The 20,403-nt window shown below is 44.9% G+C and carries 8 protein-coding genes; 3 read left to right on the top strand and 5 right to left on the bottom strand.

Going from position 1 to position 20,403, the window contains the following annotated elements:
• Positions 1 to 784 precede the first annotated feature (784 nt).
• A complete protein-coding gene (gene dksA / locus RDO37_RS02230; protein WP_027938993.1) occupies positions 785 to 1,240 on the bottom strand; it encodes an RNA polymerase-binding protein DksA in 456 nt (151 codons plus the stop codon).
• Between the two features lie 1,272 nt (positions 1,241 to 2,512).
• Here dksA and mrcB point away from each other — a divergent pair.
• Positions 2,513 to 6,157: a penicillin-binding protein 1B gene (gene mrcB / locus RDO37_RS02225; protein WP_308497964.1), complete on the top strand. Its 3,645-nt coding sequence runs from the start codon at positions 2,513 to 2,515 to the stop codon at positions 6,155 to 6,157.
• A 287-nt stretch (positions 6,158 to 6,444) separates the two neighbouring features.
• Here mrcB and RDO37_RS02220 read toward each other — a convergent pair whose 3' ends face one another.
• From RDO37_RS02220 to lnt, 4 genes are all read right to left on the bottom strand, one after another.
• On the bottom strand, positions 6,445 to 6,792 hold the full coding sequence (locus tag RDO37_RS02220) for an EscU/YscU/HrcU family type III secretion system export apparatus switch protein (RefSeq protein WP_044121238.1): 348 nt from the start codon (positions 6,790 to 6,792) through the stop codon (positions 6,445 to 6,447).
• A 57-nt stretch (positions 6,793 to 6,849) separates the two neighbouring features.
• The gene (locus RDO37_RS02215; protein WP_308497963.1) at positions 6,850 to 12,465 is read right to left on the bottom strand and encodes a hypothetical protein; all 5,616 of its coding nucleotides are present in this window, start codon (positions 12,463 to 12,465) and stop codon (positions 6,850 to 6,852) included.
• Between the two features lie 704 nt (positions 12,466 to 13,169).
• Positions 13,170 to 13,703: a Panacea domain-containing protein gene (locus tag RDO37_RS02210; protein ID WP_027940012.1), complete on the bottom strand. Its 534-nt coding sequence runs from the start codon at positions 13,701 to 13,703 to the stop codon at positions 13,170 to 13,172.
• Between the two features lie 747 nt (positions 13,704 to 14,450).
• Positions 14,451 to 16,394, bottom strand: a complete 1,944-nt coding sequence (gene lnt, locus RDO37_RS02205) for an apolipoprotein N-acyltransferase (RefSeq protein WP_308497962.1) — start codon at positions 16,392 to 16,394, stop codon at positions 14,451 to 14,453.
• 416 nt (positions 16,395 to 16,810) lie between these two features.
• On the opposite strand from lnt, the gene RDO37_RS02200 reads away from it, so the two are divergent.
• Complete coding sequence (locus RDO37_RS02200; RefSeq protein WP_308497961.1) at positions 16,811 to 19,126, top strand: hypothetical protein; 2,316 nt, start codon at positions 16,811 to 16,813, stop codon at positions 19,124 to 19,126.
• Between the two features lie 340 nt (positions 19,127 to 19,466).
• Entirely contained in the window at positions 19,467 to 20,033 is a 567-nt protein-coding gene (locus tag RDO37_RS02195; protein WP_308497960.1) for a hypothetical protein, read from the top strand.
• The last annotated feature ends 370 nt before the right edge of the window (positions 20,034 to 20,403 follow it).

Here is a 20,403-nt window from a genome sequence, read left to right as displayed (position 1 = left end):
CTGCTAAAGCATGTTCAAGAATGTCAAAGAAAACTATCAATGCTTGATTGGCTCATGTCCTGTCCATGATGAGTGGCAGCTTACTTTGAGTTATTTCTAATAACTCAAGTGCATGATCAGTGCATTGAGGTAGTTTTTTATAGATGGAAAGCTGATCAAATTTGCTCGCAAACTTAGAATAAAAGTTGAGCTTAGATTTGCTAGTGCCAAAGAAAAGTGTCTATGCTCGAGACAAGCAAATAGTACGTCTTAACTTGTAAAAGTTAAGCAAACTAAGTCAAAACTAAAGTCTTAATCATAGACTAGCTACAAAATGTAATGATAACAAGGCTTAGCAAGCGTTATCGTTATGAAACGCGTGTAGAGTCACGTTTTTTGTGCTGTAGCATACATTATGAGCCATCGAACACACCAAAAAGTGCCATGTACACTAGCTTGACGGCTAAATATTAAATGAGTTTGACACTTTAACAATGTGCCACTATTTAACGACATAGGTAGCGCATTCACTCAACTTTAACCAAATACAATTAGCTTTAAATTTTAGTTAAAGCATGTGGTGCAGAAGGCAAAAACAGGAGTGGCTGTAAAGGTGGGATTTTACAGATCGGAATGGTACAGATAGGAGTTTGTAAAGGTAAGTTGTTGCGGCTGTGGTTTTGGTTGGGTACAAAAAAATCAGGCGCAACTTTAAATAAAGTGCGCCTGATCTAGGCAGTAAGCCTAGTTAAGAGGGCTGAAAGTCTTATCTAAAATAAGCTAAGAGCCCATGTAAAAGCTTAGATTAGTCACCTAACTGCTTTTCTTTGATCTCGGCTAATGACTTGCAGTCAACGCACAGGTCAGCAGTTGGACGAGCTTCAAGACGCTTAATGCCGATCTCGATACCGCACTGCTCGCAGTAACCAAACTCGTCTTCGTCGATCTTGTGGAGGGTCTTCTCAATCTTCTTGATGAGCTTACGCTCGCGGTCACGAGCACGTAACTCTAAAGCAAACTCTTCTTCTTGTGATGCGCGATCAACAGGATCTGGGAAGTTAGCAGCTTCGTTCTTCATGTGACCAACGGTACGGTCAACTTCAGAGCGCAGCTGGTCACGCCATGCAGTTAAGATCTTGCGGAAGTGCTCTTTTTGAGCATCATTCATGTACTCTTCACCGCTCTTCTCGACGTATGGCTTTACGCCAGCAATAGCGAGAGGAGACATGGAGTCATAATTTTCCTGTGCTGTGTTACTCATAACCCTGTCCTTGTATTAATTTAGCAAACAGCTTTTGACAAGCTAAGTAATAATTCAATACTTAGTGTTCCAAGATGCCAATCGATTACCATCTTGATTGGTCATAAGACCGTTTGCACAAACTAGTCACGTCCGCAAAACGGACTGTCCTCCGAAAGATCATGAGCCTAGGATGCATGCAAGCTTGAGATAGGCTAATAAAGTGCCATATCTGGTGTACTCTTAAGCAAGCTAGCTTGTTTTAAAGAGCAAGAGTTTTTTTGATGCAACTCTTGCCAATTAACCGTTCTCTTTCGGTCTTGCCACAAACATCAAACGATATTTGTGAGCTATAGATTAACGAGTTAAGCGGTAGGGCCATTGGTTTTACCAATTACCAAAAGCTACTACCTTTCCTGATAAGGATTTTGCAGTATGCACACATTGCACGTTTGCTGCAACTAATCAGGTGTAGAACCAATGGTTCTGCCTAATCTTGTGACAATAGACCTTGTAGCAAGTATCTATCGTTGAGTTATTTTTTTTGCTTCGCATTAAGAGGGTTTAACAAAGTTTTAACCCATTGCGAATCTCGCTTAAACAAGCGGTTAAAGACCTTAGCAGGTCATTTTAAGGCCGCCATTATCCATATTTTGTATGTCTGTATCAAGCCATATATGTCTAACATGTGAGAAAGTTAGCTAATTTGCAAAACAAGGTTTGCCTCGCCTCTCGTTTTAGCAAAATATTAGACCCCTAAAAATACGAACAGTCCCCAGTCTTTTAGCCCTCTTTGAAGTGCTCTTTTACCATCACAAAGGTAAAAGATAAGCTAACCTACAAAGACATGCACGCAGAATTAATGTTTTAGCCTACAAACTCAACAGCACTGATCTTTTATCCACCGCGTGTTTGAAAAGGACCGTATTATTTAGGTGCAAAGATCGTTTCTTAACACGTTAAACATTCAACGAGGGGAATTTTGTTGACAAATGGAGTGGCTATTGTGTTTTATTGCTGACTTTTTTGGTTTGTAGCGCTGATAACTAAGGGTATTGAGCTCTTGCTTTGATATAATGCGTGGAATTTTTCATCTTAGACCTGAGTAAGGTCATGTAAGTTAATCAAGCCTGATAGTTAACAAGTTTGCTATGAGTCTTAGCAAGATGATTAGGCTAGTGGGTAATGTGGCTTATTGCACTACAGCGAGCTCATGGGCATACATAGGCCCCGGTTTGGCAAGTATGGTCAGATGCAACAATTGCGCTCGTTGACAGGGGACACTTTAGGATTATGCAAGACAAGCATGGTAGACAATCACACGGCCTGAACGATCGTCAGGAGCCGACTTTCGGAGGTCGTTTAGAGCCTACCTTTGGTGGTATGCCTCAGGATCAGAGTGCAAACACTGATAACTTACCGCTCTTTGAGGCCGGTAACTTTAGCGCTACTGATACCTCTGCAAATACAAATGCAAGTCATGCGCATCAGGCTAAATTCCATCAAGTCCCATCAGCACAGACTCCACCACGCGCTGAGCAAAACTACACTCAACATCAAAAAGCTCCCCATGCAGCTAATACCGCGCTAGACAATCAAGCTAACGCCGCACAAGCCGCTGCTGAACAGTCACGTGCTATGGCACAACACGCTCAAGATCAAGCTACTAAAGCAAGAGCAGCTGCAGCCAAAGTAAGATCTGGTGGTGCTAATGCTTCTGCCTCAAGTGCAACTACTTTATCTAGCAGTGCTAAGAGCGCAAGCTCTTCAGAGCAAGGAGCTAGTAAGGTTAGCACAGATAAGCCAATGGCTCGCTTTTTAAAGCGCAAAGCTGCTGAGGAAAAGGCTAGTGCGAATGCACTGCACAATGAGATTGGTGACTCATCAAATGATGAGGGTAAGCGCTCTTCATTTGCATCTCAATTATTAAACCGTGCCACTGCAGCTAAAGAAGCCGCTCAGGCTAAGCTTGAAGCCCTCAAAGATAAGAGTGCCAAGCTATCTTCAAAGAAAGATGCAAGCTCACAAGAGCAAGAGAGCAATGCTTCTGATGCTTCCTCACGCCATGCAGTAAGTTATACCGACGACAATGAAGAGGAGATTGAGGGTAATTTCCTTTATCAGTGGCGTGAACGCCGTCGTATGCGTAAGGCGCGTAAGGCTCAGGAAAAAGCCGATCGTAAGGCAGGCTTAATTCCACCTTTAACTATTGGTCAAAGATTAGGTCGTATTACTCGCTATTGCATGTCCTTAGGCATCAAGCTTGGTATTGTGGGTTTAGGTCTTGCTACCATGATGTTTATCTACTTTGATAACATCGTGTATTCAGGTTATGAAGTGGACGACAAGTGGGTATTACCAGCAGTTGTCTACTCACGTCCTTTAGAACTTTATCCAGAGCAGCGTCTGTCTTTAGAGCAGATGGTCTATGAACTTAAGATGCTGCAGTATCGTGAGGTAGCATCGCCTAAGAAGCCTGGTGAATACGCAGTTAACAAGAAAACTGGCCGTGTTGTTTTAATTAAGCGTCCGTTCAAATTCCCAGACGGTGAAGAGCAGGTTCTGCCTGTTATGGTTGAGTTTGATGGCAAGCGTGTGAATCGCATTTTAAATGCCCAAACTCTCCAAGAGCTGGCATTCATGCGCATGGATCCAGTTTTATTAGACCGTATTAACCGTATCAATCCTGAAGAGGATCGTATCTTCATTTCCTTAGATGCGGTGCCACAGCAGCTCATTACTACCTTAATTGAGATTGAAGATCGTGCCTATTACGATCACTTTGGTATCAATCCATTAGGCATTGCCCGTGCTGCGGTTAAGAATGCGATTGCAGGCCGTGTGGTTGAGGGTGGTTCTACTATTACGCAGCAGCTTGTTAAGAACTACTTCTTAACTAATGAGCGTAGCTACTCTCGTAAGATCAAAGAGATCTTCATGGCCATTGCCATGAATCATCGTTACACCAAAGATCAGATCTTAGAAGCCTATATGAACGAAATTTACCTCGGCCAAAATGGCAATGCAGGTATTTATGGTTTCGGCTTAGCTTCTTATTTCTACTTTGGCGTACCAATTTCCGAGCTCTCTTTAGATCAGATGGCTCTGCTCGTTGGTCTTATCAAAGGTCCTTCATACTATGATCCATGGCGTTATCCAGATAATGCTTTAAGCCGTCGTAATACTGTGCTTTCAGTACTGCGTATTCGTGGTCATATCTCTGAGGAGCGTTGTGAAGAGCTGCAGGCCAAGCCTTTAAATGTAATTAAGCGCGGTCAGATGAATTACTCTAAGACCCCTGCATTTATGGGCTTAGTAAAGACTGAAATTGGCTATCGCTTCAAGGAAGAAGAGGAGCGTACAGGTAAGGACTTCTTATCTGGTAATGGTATCCGTATCTTTACCTCGCTTGATCCTCAAGCCCAGTTTGCCGCAGAAAAAGCAGTTACTGAGCAGATCAAGGCCATTGAAAAAGAGCGTAAGAAGACCAATTTAGAAGCCGCCATGATCGTCTCCTCTTGGAGAACAGGTGAGGTTAGTGCTTTAGTAGGATCATCTAACCCTAAGTATGACGGCTACAATCGTGCTTTAGATTCTCGTCGTCAGGTAGGCTCGCTGATTAAGCCATTTGTTTACTTAACTGCATTCCACCAAGGCTATCACTTAGGCTCTGTGGTTAATGACAGTCCAGTACAGGTAAAACTGCCAAATGGTGATATCTGGTCGCCTAAGAATGATGATAAGCAATACCGTGGTCCAATTCGCGTTATCAATGCAATGGCTAAGTCATTAAACGTTCCTACAGTACGTGTGGGCATGGGCTCTGGCCTTGATAATGTGGTGAATACCTTAAAGGCTGCTGGTTATAAAAGAGATATTCCTTTATATCCATCTTTAGTCTTAGGTACTCCTGAGATCTCTCCATACGAGCTCAATTCTATGTATGTGGGTATGGCTACTGAGGGTATTTATCGTGACCTGACCACCTTACGTACCATTGAGAAGGATGGTGAAATTGTTTACCAGCGTGGTAGTAACCGCTCCCCTCGTACCTTAGATCCAAAGGATACATATCTGGCCATCTACGGTATGACTGAGGCTACTAGAAGTGGCACTGGCCGTCGTATCGGTAATATGTTCCCAGGTGTAACTATCGCCTCTAAGACCGGTACTACCAACGACTTCCGTGACTCTTGGACTGTGGGTATGGACTCTGATGAGCTGGCCACCATTTGGGTAGGCTATGACAATAACAAGTCCACTGGTCTGTATGGCTCTACTGGTGCGATGCGTTTATACCAAGCTTACTTACAAGAGCGCGGTGTGAACTCTTTAGAGCTTAAGCGCCCAGAGGGTATTGTCTTTGCTAACTTTGATAAGGCCGGTAACGTTCTAGCTGCAGGCTGTGAAGAAGTAGGTATGGATTCTTATCCTGCTCGTGAGGATCGTATTCAGTACATCAAGCAGTGCAATAACTTTGGTGAGGCTGGTTATGAAGAACTGCCATATGCAGTTCCACAAAATCAGCAGCTGCCTGAGAATTATGCTCCTTATCAGGATCCGCGTTTACAAGGCCAAGCTCCAAATGCGCAAATCCCAGGCAATGCTCAAATTCCAGGTCAGGGCAATATGCCTAAATCAGGTCAGGGCAATATGCCTAAATCAGGTCAGGGCAATATGCCTCAACCAGGTCAAGGCAATATGCAGCCAGCACCTCAAGGCTCACTCTTTGCTCCTGGACCTGCGCTACCAAATGTCGGCATAGCTAACAATGCAGCTCAGCAGAATGCGCTGCAAGGTAGTGGTATTGAGGATTCTGGTGCTAAGGATGTAGAGCCAGTGGAGCCTGATGATAAGGCTCAGCCAACTCAGCAAAGCTCTTCAAATATTGAGCGTCAGGCAGATGCCTTTGAAGATGAGCTTCTAAACATTTTCTAATGTGACGGTGCAAGACATAGCTCTTGCACCTAGGCACCAACAAAAAGCCCCTGCAACTAAAAAGTTACAGGGGCTTTTTTACACCTCAAACTTAACTAGCACTATAACGCATACGAGGATGTTACAAGTGCTAGGCAAAGCGATGCGTAAGCTTAGGCACTGCTGCTTATAAAGTGCATTTAGGCCCTAAATCTTAGGAACTGCTTCTTAGAAAGTGCATTTAGGCCCTAAATCTTAGGCATTGATGCTTGTGCGATGGTGCTTGGGCAACAAATGCTTGGTCGCCTTTAGGCATTGATATTAATGGCGCGGCTGCCGTCTGCACGAGTATACGACTGAGGTGTCTTGCCTTGCAGAATGTAGCTAAAGGCTAAGATCTGCGCGATAACTTCAAACAACTCGCGTGGTACTTCCTCGCCCTCTTTGAGGCATTTGAGCTGATTTAACAGCTGCTGATCTTTATGTACATAGATGCCGAGCTCATTAGCCATCTCCACGATAGCATCAGCCATAGCGCCTTCACCTTTAGATGAAATCGTAGGTGTAGTGCGCTTATCCTCATCGTAACTAATGCCGACCGCCTCATTGATCTTTGCCTTGCGATCATATCCTGATGCAGACTTGCGTGAAAACATCTTATTCCCTCGTATGAAGTAAGCTTTTTAGAACTAACGCATATTGCATTAGCTTAATTAGGCCTCAGCGTTAAAGGCATTGCCCTCAAATTTAAATGAGGAGTTTTGGCTACTTGAACTGCCCTCTGATGATATAACATCATCAAATGAAACTGAGCCTAAGCGTGCACTTGATCCTGTGGAGGTCAGGCCAATTTCTTTGAGCTTAGCATTGAGATCAGGCATTAAGGATTGAACCTTTTGTAAGGTCTCAAAGCGCTCAGCCACAAAGGACATCTGAATTTCAGGGAAGCGCAGCTTAACTTTAATATGCAGTGCACCCATGTTCTCAAGATCAAACTTAAAGTTAAGATGCCAGCTAGTTCCGCCGTCGCTATCTTGTTCTTTGCGAGCACTCATAGAACCCTCTTTACCACCCTCATAATTTGGTGGCAGTGGGATATAACGCGGAATAGCTTGATCTTGAGAGAGTGTCTGGTTTTGCTGCATTCTCTCAACTTGAGTAAAGGTGTCCTTTAATAGCTCATGGCTCTTGTTAATGGCGGTATCATCCATGTCCTGAGCTAAAGCTTTGTGTTCTTTAATAGCAGGTTCTAATTTTGCCAGCTTCTCTGGGCCACCATGCTTCTTTAAGAACTTATCGATGTTCTTACCTATTTGCTCAAAGCGGATACATAAGAGCATAAATGCCCATTGATGCATCGCAACAGCTTGAGGTGATGATGGTGACATTGGGCCTGTTACAAAGTTCAACCATGATGAGACTGAGGATAAGTCAGATACAGGGTTGTTTAAAGCCTTCATTAAGTTTTGAGCTTGTTCTTGAACCTTTGGTGGCAATGCCTGATCGCTTATTGCACTCTGCAGTCGATTGATTAAGGTATCCAGTGAGTTCATGCGTAGATTGTTTTGCATGACGTTCTGGCTCATCTTGGCATCAGATGACTCACCTGACTTAAACTCGTTGAGCGCAGCCTTACTTGGATCAATTGGTTTGCCAGTAGCATCGACAGGGCCCATATCACCGTCTTCCTTGCGTGAGAAGAACGATGCTAAGCGGCGTAATAAACCGCTTTCTTTGGCTGTTGATGAGGTTACATTGCTCTCAGCAGGGATTGGTGCATTTTGACCAGTAGTAATCTGTGCTGCAGCAGTTGCCTGATTAAAGGTTGAGAGCGGATCGCCCTTGCCATTATCAGTAATGCCTGCAGTAAAGAGCTGATTTAAGCTATGGTCATGCAGACCGTTTAAGTCAGTATCAGCAACTACACCAGATAAAGCTTGCTCGCCAAGTGCATTGCCTCTGAGGCTAAACTCATCAAGCTCATCAGATGGCACAGTGTGCATAACATTCTTGATGATCTCATCTTGCAGAGTTTCTTCATCAAGAGTGGTCATATTGGTAAAGCCAGCTGCACCAGGCATAAAGATAGAACCGTGGTTGCCAGTCATACCAGTCATGGCCTGGGATGCATTCAGAATGTTATTAGCGTTACCGCCTAATTGCTGCACAATCTGAGCTGCAGCTTGCTGCGCTGCCTGCTGTGTAACATTGTGGCCAGTATGATGAAGCTTATTGGCAGCCTGATTAACTGCCTGCTGCAGAGCCGCTTGTTGCTGTGCTTGCTGTTGGGCATTAGCCTGTTGCTGAGCCTGAGCAGATTGTTGAGCTTGCTGCTGGGCATTTACCTGTTGCTGAGCCTGAGCAGATTGCTGAGCTTGCTGCTGGGCATTTACCAGCTGCTGAGCCTGAGCTGACTGCTGAGCTTGCTGTTGGGCATTAGCCTGTTGCTGAGCTTGAGCTGATTGCTGAGCTTGCTGTTGGGCATTAGCCTGCTGCTGAGCCTGAGCTGACTGCTGAGCTTGCTGTTGGGCATTTGCCTGTTGCTGAGCCTGAGCAGATTGTTGAGCTTGCTGCTGAGCATTGGCCTGTTGCTGTGCTTGGGCTTGCTGTTGGGCCTGGGCTTGCTGTTGCTGCTGTGCAGCCTTATCAATAGCTTGCTGCGCTACAGTCTGCTTAGCATCTGCTGCATCTTGAGCGGCGGCTTGTTGCAGAGCTTGCTGCTGGGCATTAGCCTGTTGTTGAGCCTGTGCTTGCTGTTGCTGAGCAGGAGCCTTTATATCCTTAGTGGCACTTTGCTCTTGAGATGCATTTTGAGTGCGTGACTGATGCTCAGTAATAGCCTGATTAGTAGACTTTAAGACACCTTGATCTGCACTAGCTGCAGCTTTATCTTGGGCTAGCGTTTTGCCATCAGTGCCTTGTGGTAAAGACTGAGTATTGCCCTTTACATCCTTAGTGGCAGCATCTTGAGAGCTGATAGTGGCCTTATCTTGGACAACAGCACCCTTGCCATCGATTGCAGCTTTGATCTCAGAACGTAATTGCTGCTGATGTTCAGGATCATCAACGGAGGTGATGTTCTTGTAGATCTTGGCAAATTGCTCTTTATCTACAGACAAGGTGTCATAAGCACTTGCAGTACCTGCTGCGCCATTAGCCTTGCCTTGAGCTCCTTGAGCTGCAAGGTTAGCAGCGATTTGTGCAGACTTATCGACGTTGTCGCGCATGGCAGCAACTAACTTCTCGTTTTGCTGCTGCTTAAACTCTTCAAACTCTTGACCGGCTTCTTTAATACGTTCAGCACGTTCAGCCTTTTGCTCAAGTCTCTTCTCTACAACTTGCTCGTTCTTAAGCTGTTGTTCTTTAAGATTCTCAGCACGAGCCTCTTTAGTCTTAGATTGTGTGGTCGCATCTAAAGTTTGGGCACGATCAGGAGCTTTGATATCGGTGCGCTCCTTTAAAGCCTGTTCGCGAGAGATTACATGTGATCTATCACTAGGAGCATCCTTACTTGAAGATGCATCCTTGGTCATAAGATTGGATACGACCTTAGGTGGCTCTTGGCTCTCCTTAGTGATGATGGTGTTTGGCTTGATCTCAGGCAGTGGGCCCTTAATATCCTTAGTTACAGGGGCCTTGTCAGATGCAACTGGGGCCTTCTCAGGAGCGCCAGGGAGCTTATTGTCCTGAGCAATAACCTTGTCGCTAGAGGCGGCCGGAGCCTTGTCTGCAACTGGAGCTTTATCTGAAATAGGGGCTTTTTCTGGGGCACCAGGTAACTTACCATCCTGTGGAGGTACAGGAACCTTAATATCCTTAGTTACATGGGCCTTGTCAGATGCTATTGGAGCCTTATCTGGAGCGCCAGGGAGCTTATTATCCTGAGCAATAACCTTGTCGCTAGAGGCGGACGGAGCCTTGTCAGCAACTGGAGCTTTATCTGAAACAGGAGCTTTTTCTGGGGCACCAGGTAACTTACCATCCTGTGGAGGTACAGGAACCTTAATGTCCTTGGTTACAGGGGCCTTGTCAGATGCAACTGGGGCCTTATCTGGAGCGCCAGGGAGCTTATTATCCTGAGCAATAACCTTGTCGCTTGAGGCAGCCGGAGCCTTGTCAGCTACTGGGGCCTTATCTGCAACCGGTGCTTTATCAGCTGCTGGGGCTTTTTCTGGGGCACCAGGTAGCTTGCCATCCTGTGGAGGTACAGGAACCTTAATGTCCTTGGTTACAGGCACCTTGTCAGATGCAACTGGGGCCTTATCTGGAGCGCCAGGGAGCTTATTATCCTGAGTAATAACCTTGTCTCTTGAGGCAGTAGGAGCCTTGTCAGCTACTGGAGCCTTATCTGCAACAGGGGCCTTGTCAGCAACAGGTGCTTTGTCGCTAGATGCTGGGGCCTTATCTGGGGCACCTGGGAGTTTGCCATCTTGGGTAACAGGGCCCTTGATATCCTTGGTAGCAGCATTGCTTGGTGCTAGCTGTGACTTGAACTCATCAGGAGTTGGCTTGGTAGCAGTATCTTTTGAGGCTGTGGTGGCTTGCTGCTCTTGTGCAACCTTAGACTGCAGCTGCTCAAGGGCTTGAGCCTGAGCTTTTAGCTGATTGATGACCTTGGTATCTTCAGCAATAGAGCTGTAGCTAATGTTTTTAAGGGCATCAGTAAGCTTAGCGTTGCTGCTTGCTACCTTATCAGCCTGAGCTTGAGTAGGCTGCTGATTTTGAGTGCCTGGAGCCTTGTCAGCCTGAGCTTGGGTAGGCTGCTGATTTTGAGCAGTTGGTGCCTTGATATCTTTGGTGGCCGGCTCATTAGCTTGGGTCGCAATCTTAGAGCCATCCTTGGTATTGCCCTCAGCAACTTGTTGCTGTGCAATTCGAGCTTGAGCACGGGCTAAGAGCTCACGAGCTTTGGCGGCTGTATCAGATAAAGTTGGGGCACTACGCTCTGAGGTATACAGAGTCTTGGTATTAGAGCTATCGCCATTTAAAACGCGATCTGCAGCTGCAGAGGTGCTAGCACCGTTGGCACGCGGGTCAGATGAACTTTGAGTGGTGGCTTGTCCCTGAGATGGACGTACGTCGACTTTGATTTCGACCTTAGTCATCTGTGCTGGATCTGGAAGCTTACCCTCTTGAGCAATACGGTGACGCTCGGTTCTAAATTCTTGTTGCAGCTTGGATGCACGGGCTGACAGTTCGGACAGGGATAACTGACGAACATTGGTATTGTCGATAGCAGGACGTGCTTTACCCTCTGAAAGTGGAGCTTCAGGAGCTGATGTAGTTGTCTTGGTTAAAAAGCGTTCAACTGAGCTGCTATTAGATGGGCTTGAGGCGGCTTTATCAAAAGCTTTGGCCTCTTCTGGAGTGAGCTGAATTAAATTGCCTTGCTTAGCACTAGCAGCTGCTTGAGAGATTAAGCTGTGAATGCGCTTGGAGATCTCTGAGCTAATACGATCTTGAGGACTTTGCGAAGCAACATCCTTGGTGTTTTGCTGTGCAACATCCTTAGTATTTTGGGCATCGCGGCGCTGCTTGATGATGCTTTGAGTGTAAGTTGAGTTTGCAACTTCGGCATCATCTCTATCTTGTGAGCTATTGAGATTAACGTTTGCAGTGCTATTGGCAGTCGAGGCATTAGCGCTTTGGCCTGATTTTGCCTGAGCTGCTTCTTTGGCTAAAGCCTCGGGCTGATTGCTCTTAATGTATTCGATAGATGCTTGTAAAACCTTGTCACTAGCAGCTTGGACACGGCTGTTTGGAGCATGCTTAGGCACAGTGATTTGGCGTACTGCTAAATCACGCTCTAAGCCTGCACCCATGTTCTTGGTGTCAGTTAAAGTAACTAGGTTTTCCACCATGAACTTGGCTAAATCTTTACCAGATTGTGTACCTTCCTTCAGGCTTGAAGGCATCTTGCTCATAGCTTGCTGCAGAGAATCTACAGCATCTTTGGAGCGTACAGTATTAGAGCCACTAGACAGGTTATGAGCAACTTTATCCTGTAAATTGGCATCACGGCTAATGATTTTGCCGGCAAGCTTGGTATAGACCGCCATCTTTTCAGCTTGCTCATCAACTGCAACTTCCTCATTGCTCGAGGCAGCATGAGACAAACTCTGATTGAGCTTGTTCATTGAGCGAGAGAGGGTATCCCCTACGTCATCTTGTTGTCTAGATAAGGAGTTTAAATAGCGTGTGGTAGCAGCACGGCTCATCTGTGTAGATGAGGTGTTAGCATCTTTTTCACGCGACTCTTTTACGGATTTGCCACTGATTCCTACGGATGCATTAGTGCGTTGTAGGCGGGTATCAACGTTGTTGCTCATTAAAAAACCTGAGACCTAAACCAATGTAAGGGCTTGCTGACACAAGCAAGTCAGCATCTGATGGTGTTAGCCGTGAATAAAGTGCAAGTTTTTGGCGGTCAACTGCACTATTCACCACGCCTTTAAAGACCAAGCTCGCTCTATTGAAGACAAAAGCGCACGGATAGGAGCTTTTTGTCTGACTTTAAGGCTATAAATCACAAGAGAAGCTGTCAAAGCATGGACATACACGCATCGCTTAAACATTTTAGCACGCAAAGACAATAGAAACCGCGCTAGATAGGCATTGGAGCTATGTCTTAGTCAAGATATTAGCGGTTTTCCCGACTAGGTCACATAGTTGAGTGTTTTGATAGGCCCTAACTGGGTTAAATCCTAGATACATAAGGGATTATGTGATGGTAGATAAACACTTTAGTGCACTAAAAAAGATAGGGTAGTTAACATTTCACGCAAAGTCAGTTGGGCGACTATGAGTAAGTGGGGAGCAAGGGCAGATAAATAAAATAGCAAAAGCTGCAGATGAGTACTGATGATTTGCTTTTAGCTAGATGGCAGTATTTTGATGGGGAAAAAAGAGAATACAAAAGAATACCGCCAGGTTAAGAGGCCCTGGCGGAGGAAGGATTTAAAGCTTGTTGCATTCATAGAGGCTCTTAGAGTGCTAGGTTAGGCACGCTTGGCCTATGAAAGACAAATGAGGATTAAGCCCAGATGCTGTCGCTTGGCTCGTTAGGGCTGATAGCGATTTCCATAGTTGGGCCGCAGTAAGCCTCAGGATTTACTACGTGCTCAGCAAAGTACTTACGGATAAGCTCATCGTTCATGATGATGCCTAAGTCCTCACCCTTGTTGGATACTTCGTACCATGGGGTACCTGGAGCGGTTAAGAACTCGGTGAGCTCTTCAGCTGCCATTGCGCCAAAGTTGTCTACAGTCTGATCGATAACGTAGAGGATAGCTGGCTGGCAGAGGTTCTGCTCTAATGGATTCTGTGGATCAGCAAAGTTGAGCTGATGGTGCATGTGGTCAAACAGTGCACGAGGGAAAATTGGGCCTGCTTCCCAAGTAATAGGACGCTCGTCGGTTAAACGCATGTCAAATAAAGCCATGACGCTGCCATAAGAGCAGTATAACAGGCGCTGTGCCTTGGCCTGATTAATTGGGTAGTTCTTCAGATAGCATCTCTTGATGATGTAAGTAAGAACACGTGAACTGCTGAAGAAAATCTCGCGCATATATCCTTCCTTGATACGCACTTGGCACAAGAACAAAGCACCTAGTGAGCTAGATGGCCACACTAAAACTATTGAGCTTACTTAGACTAAAGACACGCGTTGTAAAAAAGTTTGCGTGCCATGTTAATCAGATAAGCACCTACCATTTTAATGATATCGCGCTCTGATATCTATAGCCTAATCATGTATAACTTGCTTATTATCCGACCAAAATGGCTTCTTGTCAGGCAAAAAAGTTAAAAATTGTTAGGTTCATCGCGGCCAATGACCGCAAATTAGCCTTTTTTAGCGTACTAAAGTCTAATATCAGATCGTACTTTAGACGCGTAAAGATATCTTAATAGAATAGCACTAAGGCCCATGCAATGTTGAGTAGTATCGAGGTGAAAAAAGATTAAAGTTCACGATCTTCACATTTTTGTGCCATGATCGATCAGCCTTGAGATCCATAGTTTTTAGCATAGTGCAAACATCATTAGCTACAGCGCTGATGATCCATCGTGATCTTGTAAAGAAAGTTTAAAGATCGCGATCGTCACTTTTTAACATGTGATCGAGCAAGCCTAAAAGACAGGATCATAAGATCGCTACAATCGCTTGTATAGGATCACACAAGACGCTGCCTAAGCCTTTGAGGTGCAGTGTAGCTTGAGGATTAGCCATAGTCTCTGCATTTTGAAGGCAGGTGCTATGGAGAATTGATCAAGGTGTGGTCATTATGGCCACACCGAGATCGTTAAAGAAGATTTATGGACGGATCATGTCGTTAAACTGCTGTTGGACAGCATCTTGACGGACACGACGCAGCATGAAGCCTAAGGCAATAGTAGCAAGTACCATGACGATGAAAATGTAGATACCGCCCTTAGCGTATGGAGTGGTTCCAGAGGTTGGAACGTATTGCATGTGCAGTACGCCCTCTTCATCAGATGGTAAGCGCTCTACAATAGCTCCGAGCTCATCGATATAGGCAGTGATACCAGAGTTTGTAACGCGGATCATTGGCTTTTGCATTTCCATAGAACGCATACGCGCAATAGATAAATGTTCAATCGGGCCACGGGTATCGCCATACCAGGAGTCATTAGAGATCATGATGATGCCATTGGTCTCATCTGAATGCATGGAGAGCATTAACTCAGGGAAGATAGACTCATAGCAAAGAGCAGGGATGAACTTAAGATCGAACTTCTCAATATAAATTTGCTCTTGATCAAGTGCACCTGGGCTAAAGGATGACATTGGGAAATTAAAGATCGAACCTAGCTGACGAGTGAGGTTTTCAAACGGCACTACCTCACCAAATGGCACTAAGTGGCGCTTGTCGTAAATCTGCGCATCAAAGAGATTCTTGCTCTGACCAAAAACATACATGGAGTTATAGCTGAGCTTGTCTGGAGTAACACGTTGGATACCCATTAACAAGGCAGTTTCTTGTTCATTGGCCAAAAAGTTAAGATCATCAAGCAGAGGCACAATCTGCTGTACATATACAGGCATGGCTGACTCAGGCCAGATTACTACATCATTCTTACCTAATTCTGGAGAGGTAAGGTTCATATACTTCTTGATGCTTGGGATAGTATGGTTAGGATCCCACTTGATGCTCTGCTCGATATTGCCCTGAATACCTGCAACCTTGATAGGCTCCATTGGGGTAACGTATTTGATACCCATAATGATGATGCTGACAAAGAAAATAAAGCCAGCCACTGGCAGATAGACATAGCGACGCTCAATAGCAAGAGCAATAGCGCCCGCACAGATAAAGAACAGAAGGCTAATGCCTCGTACACCCACTAATGGGGCAAAGGATGCAAAAGGACTATCAACGGTGGTATAGCCAACATACATCCATGGGAAACCAGTAAAGAGTACACCGATGATGTAATCAGCAAGAACTAAAGCTGCTGGCAGAAAGCCTAATAAAAACGCATTCTTAAAGAAGCGGCGATCAATGCCATCTTTAAGTGTAAGAATTGGATATAAACGAGTAGAACCAGCTGAGATGCCGTGTTTTGGCATATCCTGCATCTTTGATGGAGATGCACTAGACTCAGCAGGTACTGGTCGAGATGAAAAAGCAGGAGGTGGTGCCTCTACAGCCTCCTCATCATCAAAATCATCAGCATCTGCAGTTTTAGTATCGCACTGGGCACTAGCGTCGTTAGCGGAACTTGCATAGGCAGAGTTGTCATTAGCCGCGCTAGCAGAGCTGTCTTTAGCCGTACTAGCACCGCTATCCTTGCCATGGCTATTGCCAGTGTCAAGCTCATCTTTCTTGATGCGACGCATGGACAGTCTAAAGGCTAGAGTGCCAAGGCAGGCATGGAAGATAGCTAAATAGGCAGAGAAGAGAGTCTCAATTGAGTAAGAGGCAATTGGTGGTAGGCCGCCAAAGCCAGTCATAACATAGTTAAGCCACTCTAAGGTGAAAGTGTTCATGGCTGTAAAGTACAACAGCAATGAAAAGAACACGCGCTTAGAGGACTTAAAGGTTGAGACAAAGAAGAACTCAAAGGCCAGAGTAGCTAAAGTAACTACCCAATTATTGTATGGAGCAAAGCCTAAAGTTCCTAAGGCACCTAGCACTACTGAGACTAAGAATATGCCTGTTTTGGTATGGCATAACCTTGCCCAAGCATCTGTATCAGTGTATTTGTAGAGCTTTAGAGTGAGTTTGGTAAGCATTGGCTTTGTCCTAAGAAAAACTTTGGGTCTAGAGGCTCAAGAAATTAGCTAAGATTAAGACCACAAGAACCTATCCTCGAGTTTTTTAGCTGTACTATCAGCAATGAGGATATGTTGGGCGCTTATTTTAACAAATGCGGCTTAAACATCATCACGTTTTTCTTAGGCTTGCCAAATATATGTAGCTAAAAATAACCTCATGGGCTTCACAGAAAATAAGACTCTGTGGCCATATTGTTAAGTTTCACTTGTTTTAGAGCATGAGCTTATAGCCCCGCTTATGCTAAGCTTGCAAAAACAATATAGGCCTACAATTGCATGGCAATGGTGCAAAAATCTAGTGTAATCTAGGCTCATCAAGCACACTTTAATCATATGGGTGCTTTTTATCAGACTCGATCTTTTAGGAAATAGCTATGGCTTTTAGTGACTACAAAGACTTACTTCCTACCACTCGTGTAGTAAGCATGTCCGATCTAGGAAAGGTCTCATCACGTCCTAAAAGCACGCAAAATACCGTGCCTAACATGTCCATGGAACAGCGTATTGATGAGTACATGGCCACTAGTAAGCATCCTAAAGGCTCAAGCACATCCGCATCATCCCCAACCCCTGAGCCATCGAAGCTAGCCGCAAATGTACCAGTAGCCGCAACTGCCCCAGTATCCGCGACAGCACCTGTATTAGCGAGTACCACTGTATCATCTGCAGTAGCCTCAAGCACTACTAGTAAGGTTAAGTCGAGTGCTAGCAAGACAATGCACACAGCTAAGAGCGCTAGCGCCAATGCAACTAGCACTAAGGCTACTGTCTTAGAAGCCTCAGCTCCTCCTTGTACATTAGCACCTGATGTTGCCGCCCCCTCATCGCCAGCTCATCTATACGTATCAGAGAATTACGCTAGCCGTAGTTTTGCTATGGATAATGATAGTTATAAAGGGGCTAAAGCTCATGATGCCTACACTCAAGTATGGCAAGAGTATGATGCGGTCTTAGGCGCTTATGATGAGGCTCATTTAGAAAGAGTTGATACCACGGCCCCGCATGCTAAGAGCGTTGATAGCACAGTACCTCATACTCAGAGCGTTGATACTTCGGCACCGCATGCTCAAAGCGCAGATGCCTCGGCTTCACATCCTAAGAGCATGGTTATGCCACCACAAGATAAGAAGGTTGCAACAGATTCTGAGGATGGGGCTGCAAGTAATGATTTATCTGCAAGTAGTGAAGTTAATGCAAGCGGTGCGGGCGATGAGAGAGCGCCTTGGGATGATGCTACAGGACATGGTGATAGCGTCTGTGTTGCTACAGTGCAGCACGAGCAAAAGATAGATGATTCGGTTTTTGTAGCACAAGATAGTTTTGATGGCGTTGTAGTTAGTGAGGCAAGTGCTGTAGGCACTCATACTCCTAGTGCTAATGCAGCTAGTTCTCAAAGTCTATCTGACAACGCTCAAAATAGTGGTAGCACATTGAGCTCTTCGTCTGCTCAAAATAGTGCGGCTAGTGAGGATGAAGAGCTAGATTTTGATGGCATATTGGAGGCTTATGAGGCCTTGCAGTCTGAAAGCGATAATGATGAGCACTATGCCTCTTTAAAGGGTAAAGATCTCTCCTCAGGAAAAGGCATGCCTTTACTTGAGACGCAAGGTGGCTATGGAAGAGCTTTGCGAGCTACAGACAGTACTGCAGGCTTTTCTGATGAGGTTGCGCCATGGGAGCAAGGTATACCTGAAGAGCTGCGCAAGTTTATAAAGAATAGAAATGAAGAAGATGATGACGGTCCTAAGTACACTGAGCTTGAAAACAAGCGTGCTCAAGAGGCTTTAATTGAGCATGAGCGTATTAGTGCTGAGGGTCATAAGCGTCTGTCGGTATTAGAAAACACTGCTCAGTGGCATGTAGATCCAAAAGAGCGTAGAGAGTCTACTGGTATTAAGTACACTCGTAGCTCTTATATGAAACCTCGTGGTGCTGAGGAAAAGGAGTATTACTCAGGTTTACGTCGAGACTTTGGTGCAGCACTACAAGAGATCTTAAGAGCGACTCGAGTGCACGTAAGTCGTATTGAAGATCGTAACTACCAAAAGCTGTGTTTTATGGAGACACAAGATGGCGAGCGCTTTAAGTTATCTGTGTTTTATAACAAAAGAGATTTGGTCTCCTTTGTACAGACCTCATCTGAGCTTGAGGATGCAAAAGAGGTTTTCTATTTGCTCAAGAACTTAGTGGGTAGTTCTATCCACAATATTCAGCTTAAGAGTGATGAGCAAGTTGAGGCATATATTGAGCAAAATGAGCGTGATTCTAATCGCCTCTTAAAGCGCAATAAAAACTTAACCTTAGTTGATGAGGATACTGCTCTTAAGGCAGTTAAAAACAATCAGCTAAGTGCTCAAGGTAGTGTTGAGGCAGGAATGGGTACTGTGGTTCCTTTTGCTAAGCGCCTTAATAATATCCTTACCCCACTTGGCTTTAAGGTTGGTGCAATTGAGGATAAGAACTACTTAAAGCAAGTTGAGCTTGTTAGCCCTCAAGGCAATCAGCTCAAACTCTCGGTGTATTACAAGGGCAATGACAAGATCTCTTCCTTCAAGTTCAACAAGATGCCTCCTGAGGATATGGAGATTTTAAAGCTGTGCTTGCAGTCTTTTGAGGAGCAATTACTCAATACCCCATTAGACCTCTTCAAAGCAAAGTCTATGAAGCGTACCTTGCATAGCCGCAATTAGTGCTCTATGAACATGGCCGCAATTAGTGCTCCATGAGCATGGGAGCAACTCTTAATTTGAGTGCATAGCCGCTGCTTTTACCATGAGTGCATGGCTGCTGCTTTTAATCATAGAGCACCAATGCCATTTGTAATCCTAGAGCAAAGCGGCGAGTATTAAGAGCGGTGCATGGCTTTAGATCTTGATAAAGGCTATTTGTCTTAAGTTGTGACGCGGCGATCTTAAAATTTAAAGTCTCAGCTAAGTTTTGAGGCATAAGATATTTACAGGCATTGCTACTTACATTTGCCATATACTATGAGCATATGCATCTTTTGAGGCATAACCTTTTGGAGTTTGTATGAATAATCGTAAGCTTAAGTACGCATACGTAACCTTAGGTGTTACCACTGCTTTAGTTCTTAATGGATGCGCTGCATATACTCCGCAAGAAGAGGATATGATAGCCTCGGTTGTTACTGCTATGCCTAGTGAGGTAGTGGGATGTACCTTCGTTGGTGATGTTAACAATCACTATGGCGCAGTCAATTTAGAATCAGCACGTCGTCTGCTCAAGCTTAAGACGGCTCAGCTTGGTGGTAATCACTTAGTTGAGACCAATATGAGTGTCATGCCAGGCTTTTTCTTCTATGACGACGGCCCATTTTTACATGGTCCAAGCGGCATGGCTCCAACTGAGTTTTTCTTATCTGGCCGTGCCTATAGCTGCCCAACAGGCAAAGGTGTCTTAAGAGCACCTGAAACTATCAAACCTAAGCGCTCTGAATTACTTAAGGGGGATGTGGACTCTCAGCCTAAGACACCAGCCATCGATGAGAGCAAAGATGTGGTGCAATCCCCTGAGCCTTATGATGATAGCCTCAATGTTGATGAGGCCAAGCCAGCAGCACAAGGCTCTTTAGATTAATAGCATCTTAAGATAGCGCTCTTGTTCAAGCGTAAGCTATGCTATCTCCTTAAAGCTCAAAGGCATTTTAGTTAGGTAGCTGAGCAAAGCTGCCTTCATATTAGTTAGGTAGCAGAGCAAAGCTGACTTCATAGATAATGGACACATAAAAGGCCAAAGAGGCATGAACAAATATTCATGCACAATTTGGCCTTTGCTTTTTGTCAGTCAGATTTAATTTGCGCTAATACTGATTAGTTGTACTTAATTAGCCCCAGATCTTCTTGGCTGTACGTACTACTAAGTCAACCTTAGCCCATTGCTCATCTTCGGTAAGGGAATTGCCCTCTTCAGTAGAGGCAAAACCGCATTGAGGTGAGAGGCATAAGTT

Source organism: uncultured Anaerobiospirillum sp., from assembly GCF_902485895.1.
Taxonomy (GTDB): Bacteria; Pseudomonadota; Gammaproteobacteria; order Enterobacterales; family Succinivibrionaceae; genus Anaerobiospirillum; species Anaerobiospirillum succiniciproducens.
This window is presented reverse-complemented; position numbering and strand designations above follow the sequence as displayed.

Bases quoted from the DNA above. Each gene is read 5' to 3' on its own strand.
- RDO37_RS02215 (WP_308497963.1), bottom strand. From the start codon at position 12,465: ATGAGCAACAACGTTGATACCCGCCTACAACGCACTAATGCATCCGTA.
- dksA (WP_027938993.1), bottom strand. From the start codon at position 1,240: ATGAGTAACACAGCACAGGAAAATTATGACTCCATGTCTCCTCTCGCT.
- lnt (WP_308497962.1), bottom strand. From the start codon at position 16,394: ATGCTTACCAAACTCACTCTAAAGCTCTACAAATACACTGATACAGAT.
- RDO37_RS02200 (WP_308497961.1), top strand. From the start codon at position 16,811: ATGGCTTTTAGTGACTACAAAGACTTACTTCCTACCACTCGTGTAGTA.
- mrcB (WP_308497964.1), top strand. From the start codon at position 2,513: ATGCAAGACAAGCATGGTAGACAATCACACGGCCTGAACGATCGTCAG.
- RDO37_RS02195 (WP_308497960.1), top strand. From the start codon at position 19,467: ATGAATAATCGTAAGCTTAAGTACGCATACGTAACCTTAGGTGTTACC.
- RDO37_RS02210 (WP_027940012.1), bottom strand. From the start codon at position 13,703: ATGCGCGAGATTTTCTTCAGCAGTTCACGTGTTCTTACTTACATCATC.
- RDO37_RS02220 (WP_044121238.1), bottom strand. From the start codon at position 6,792: ATGTTTTCACGCAAGTCTGCATCAGGATATGATCGCAAGGCAAAGATC.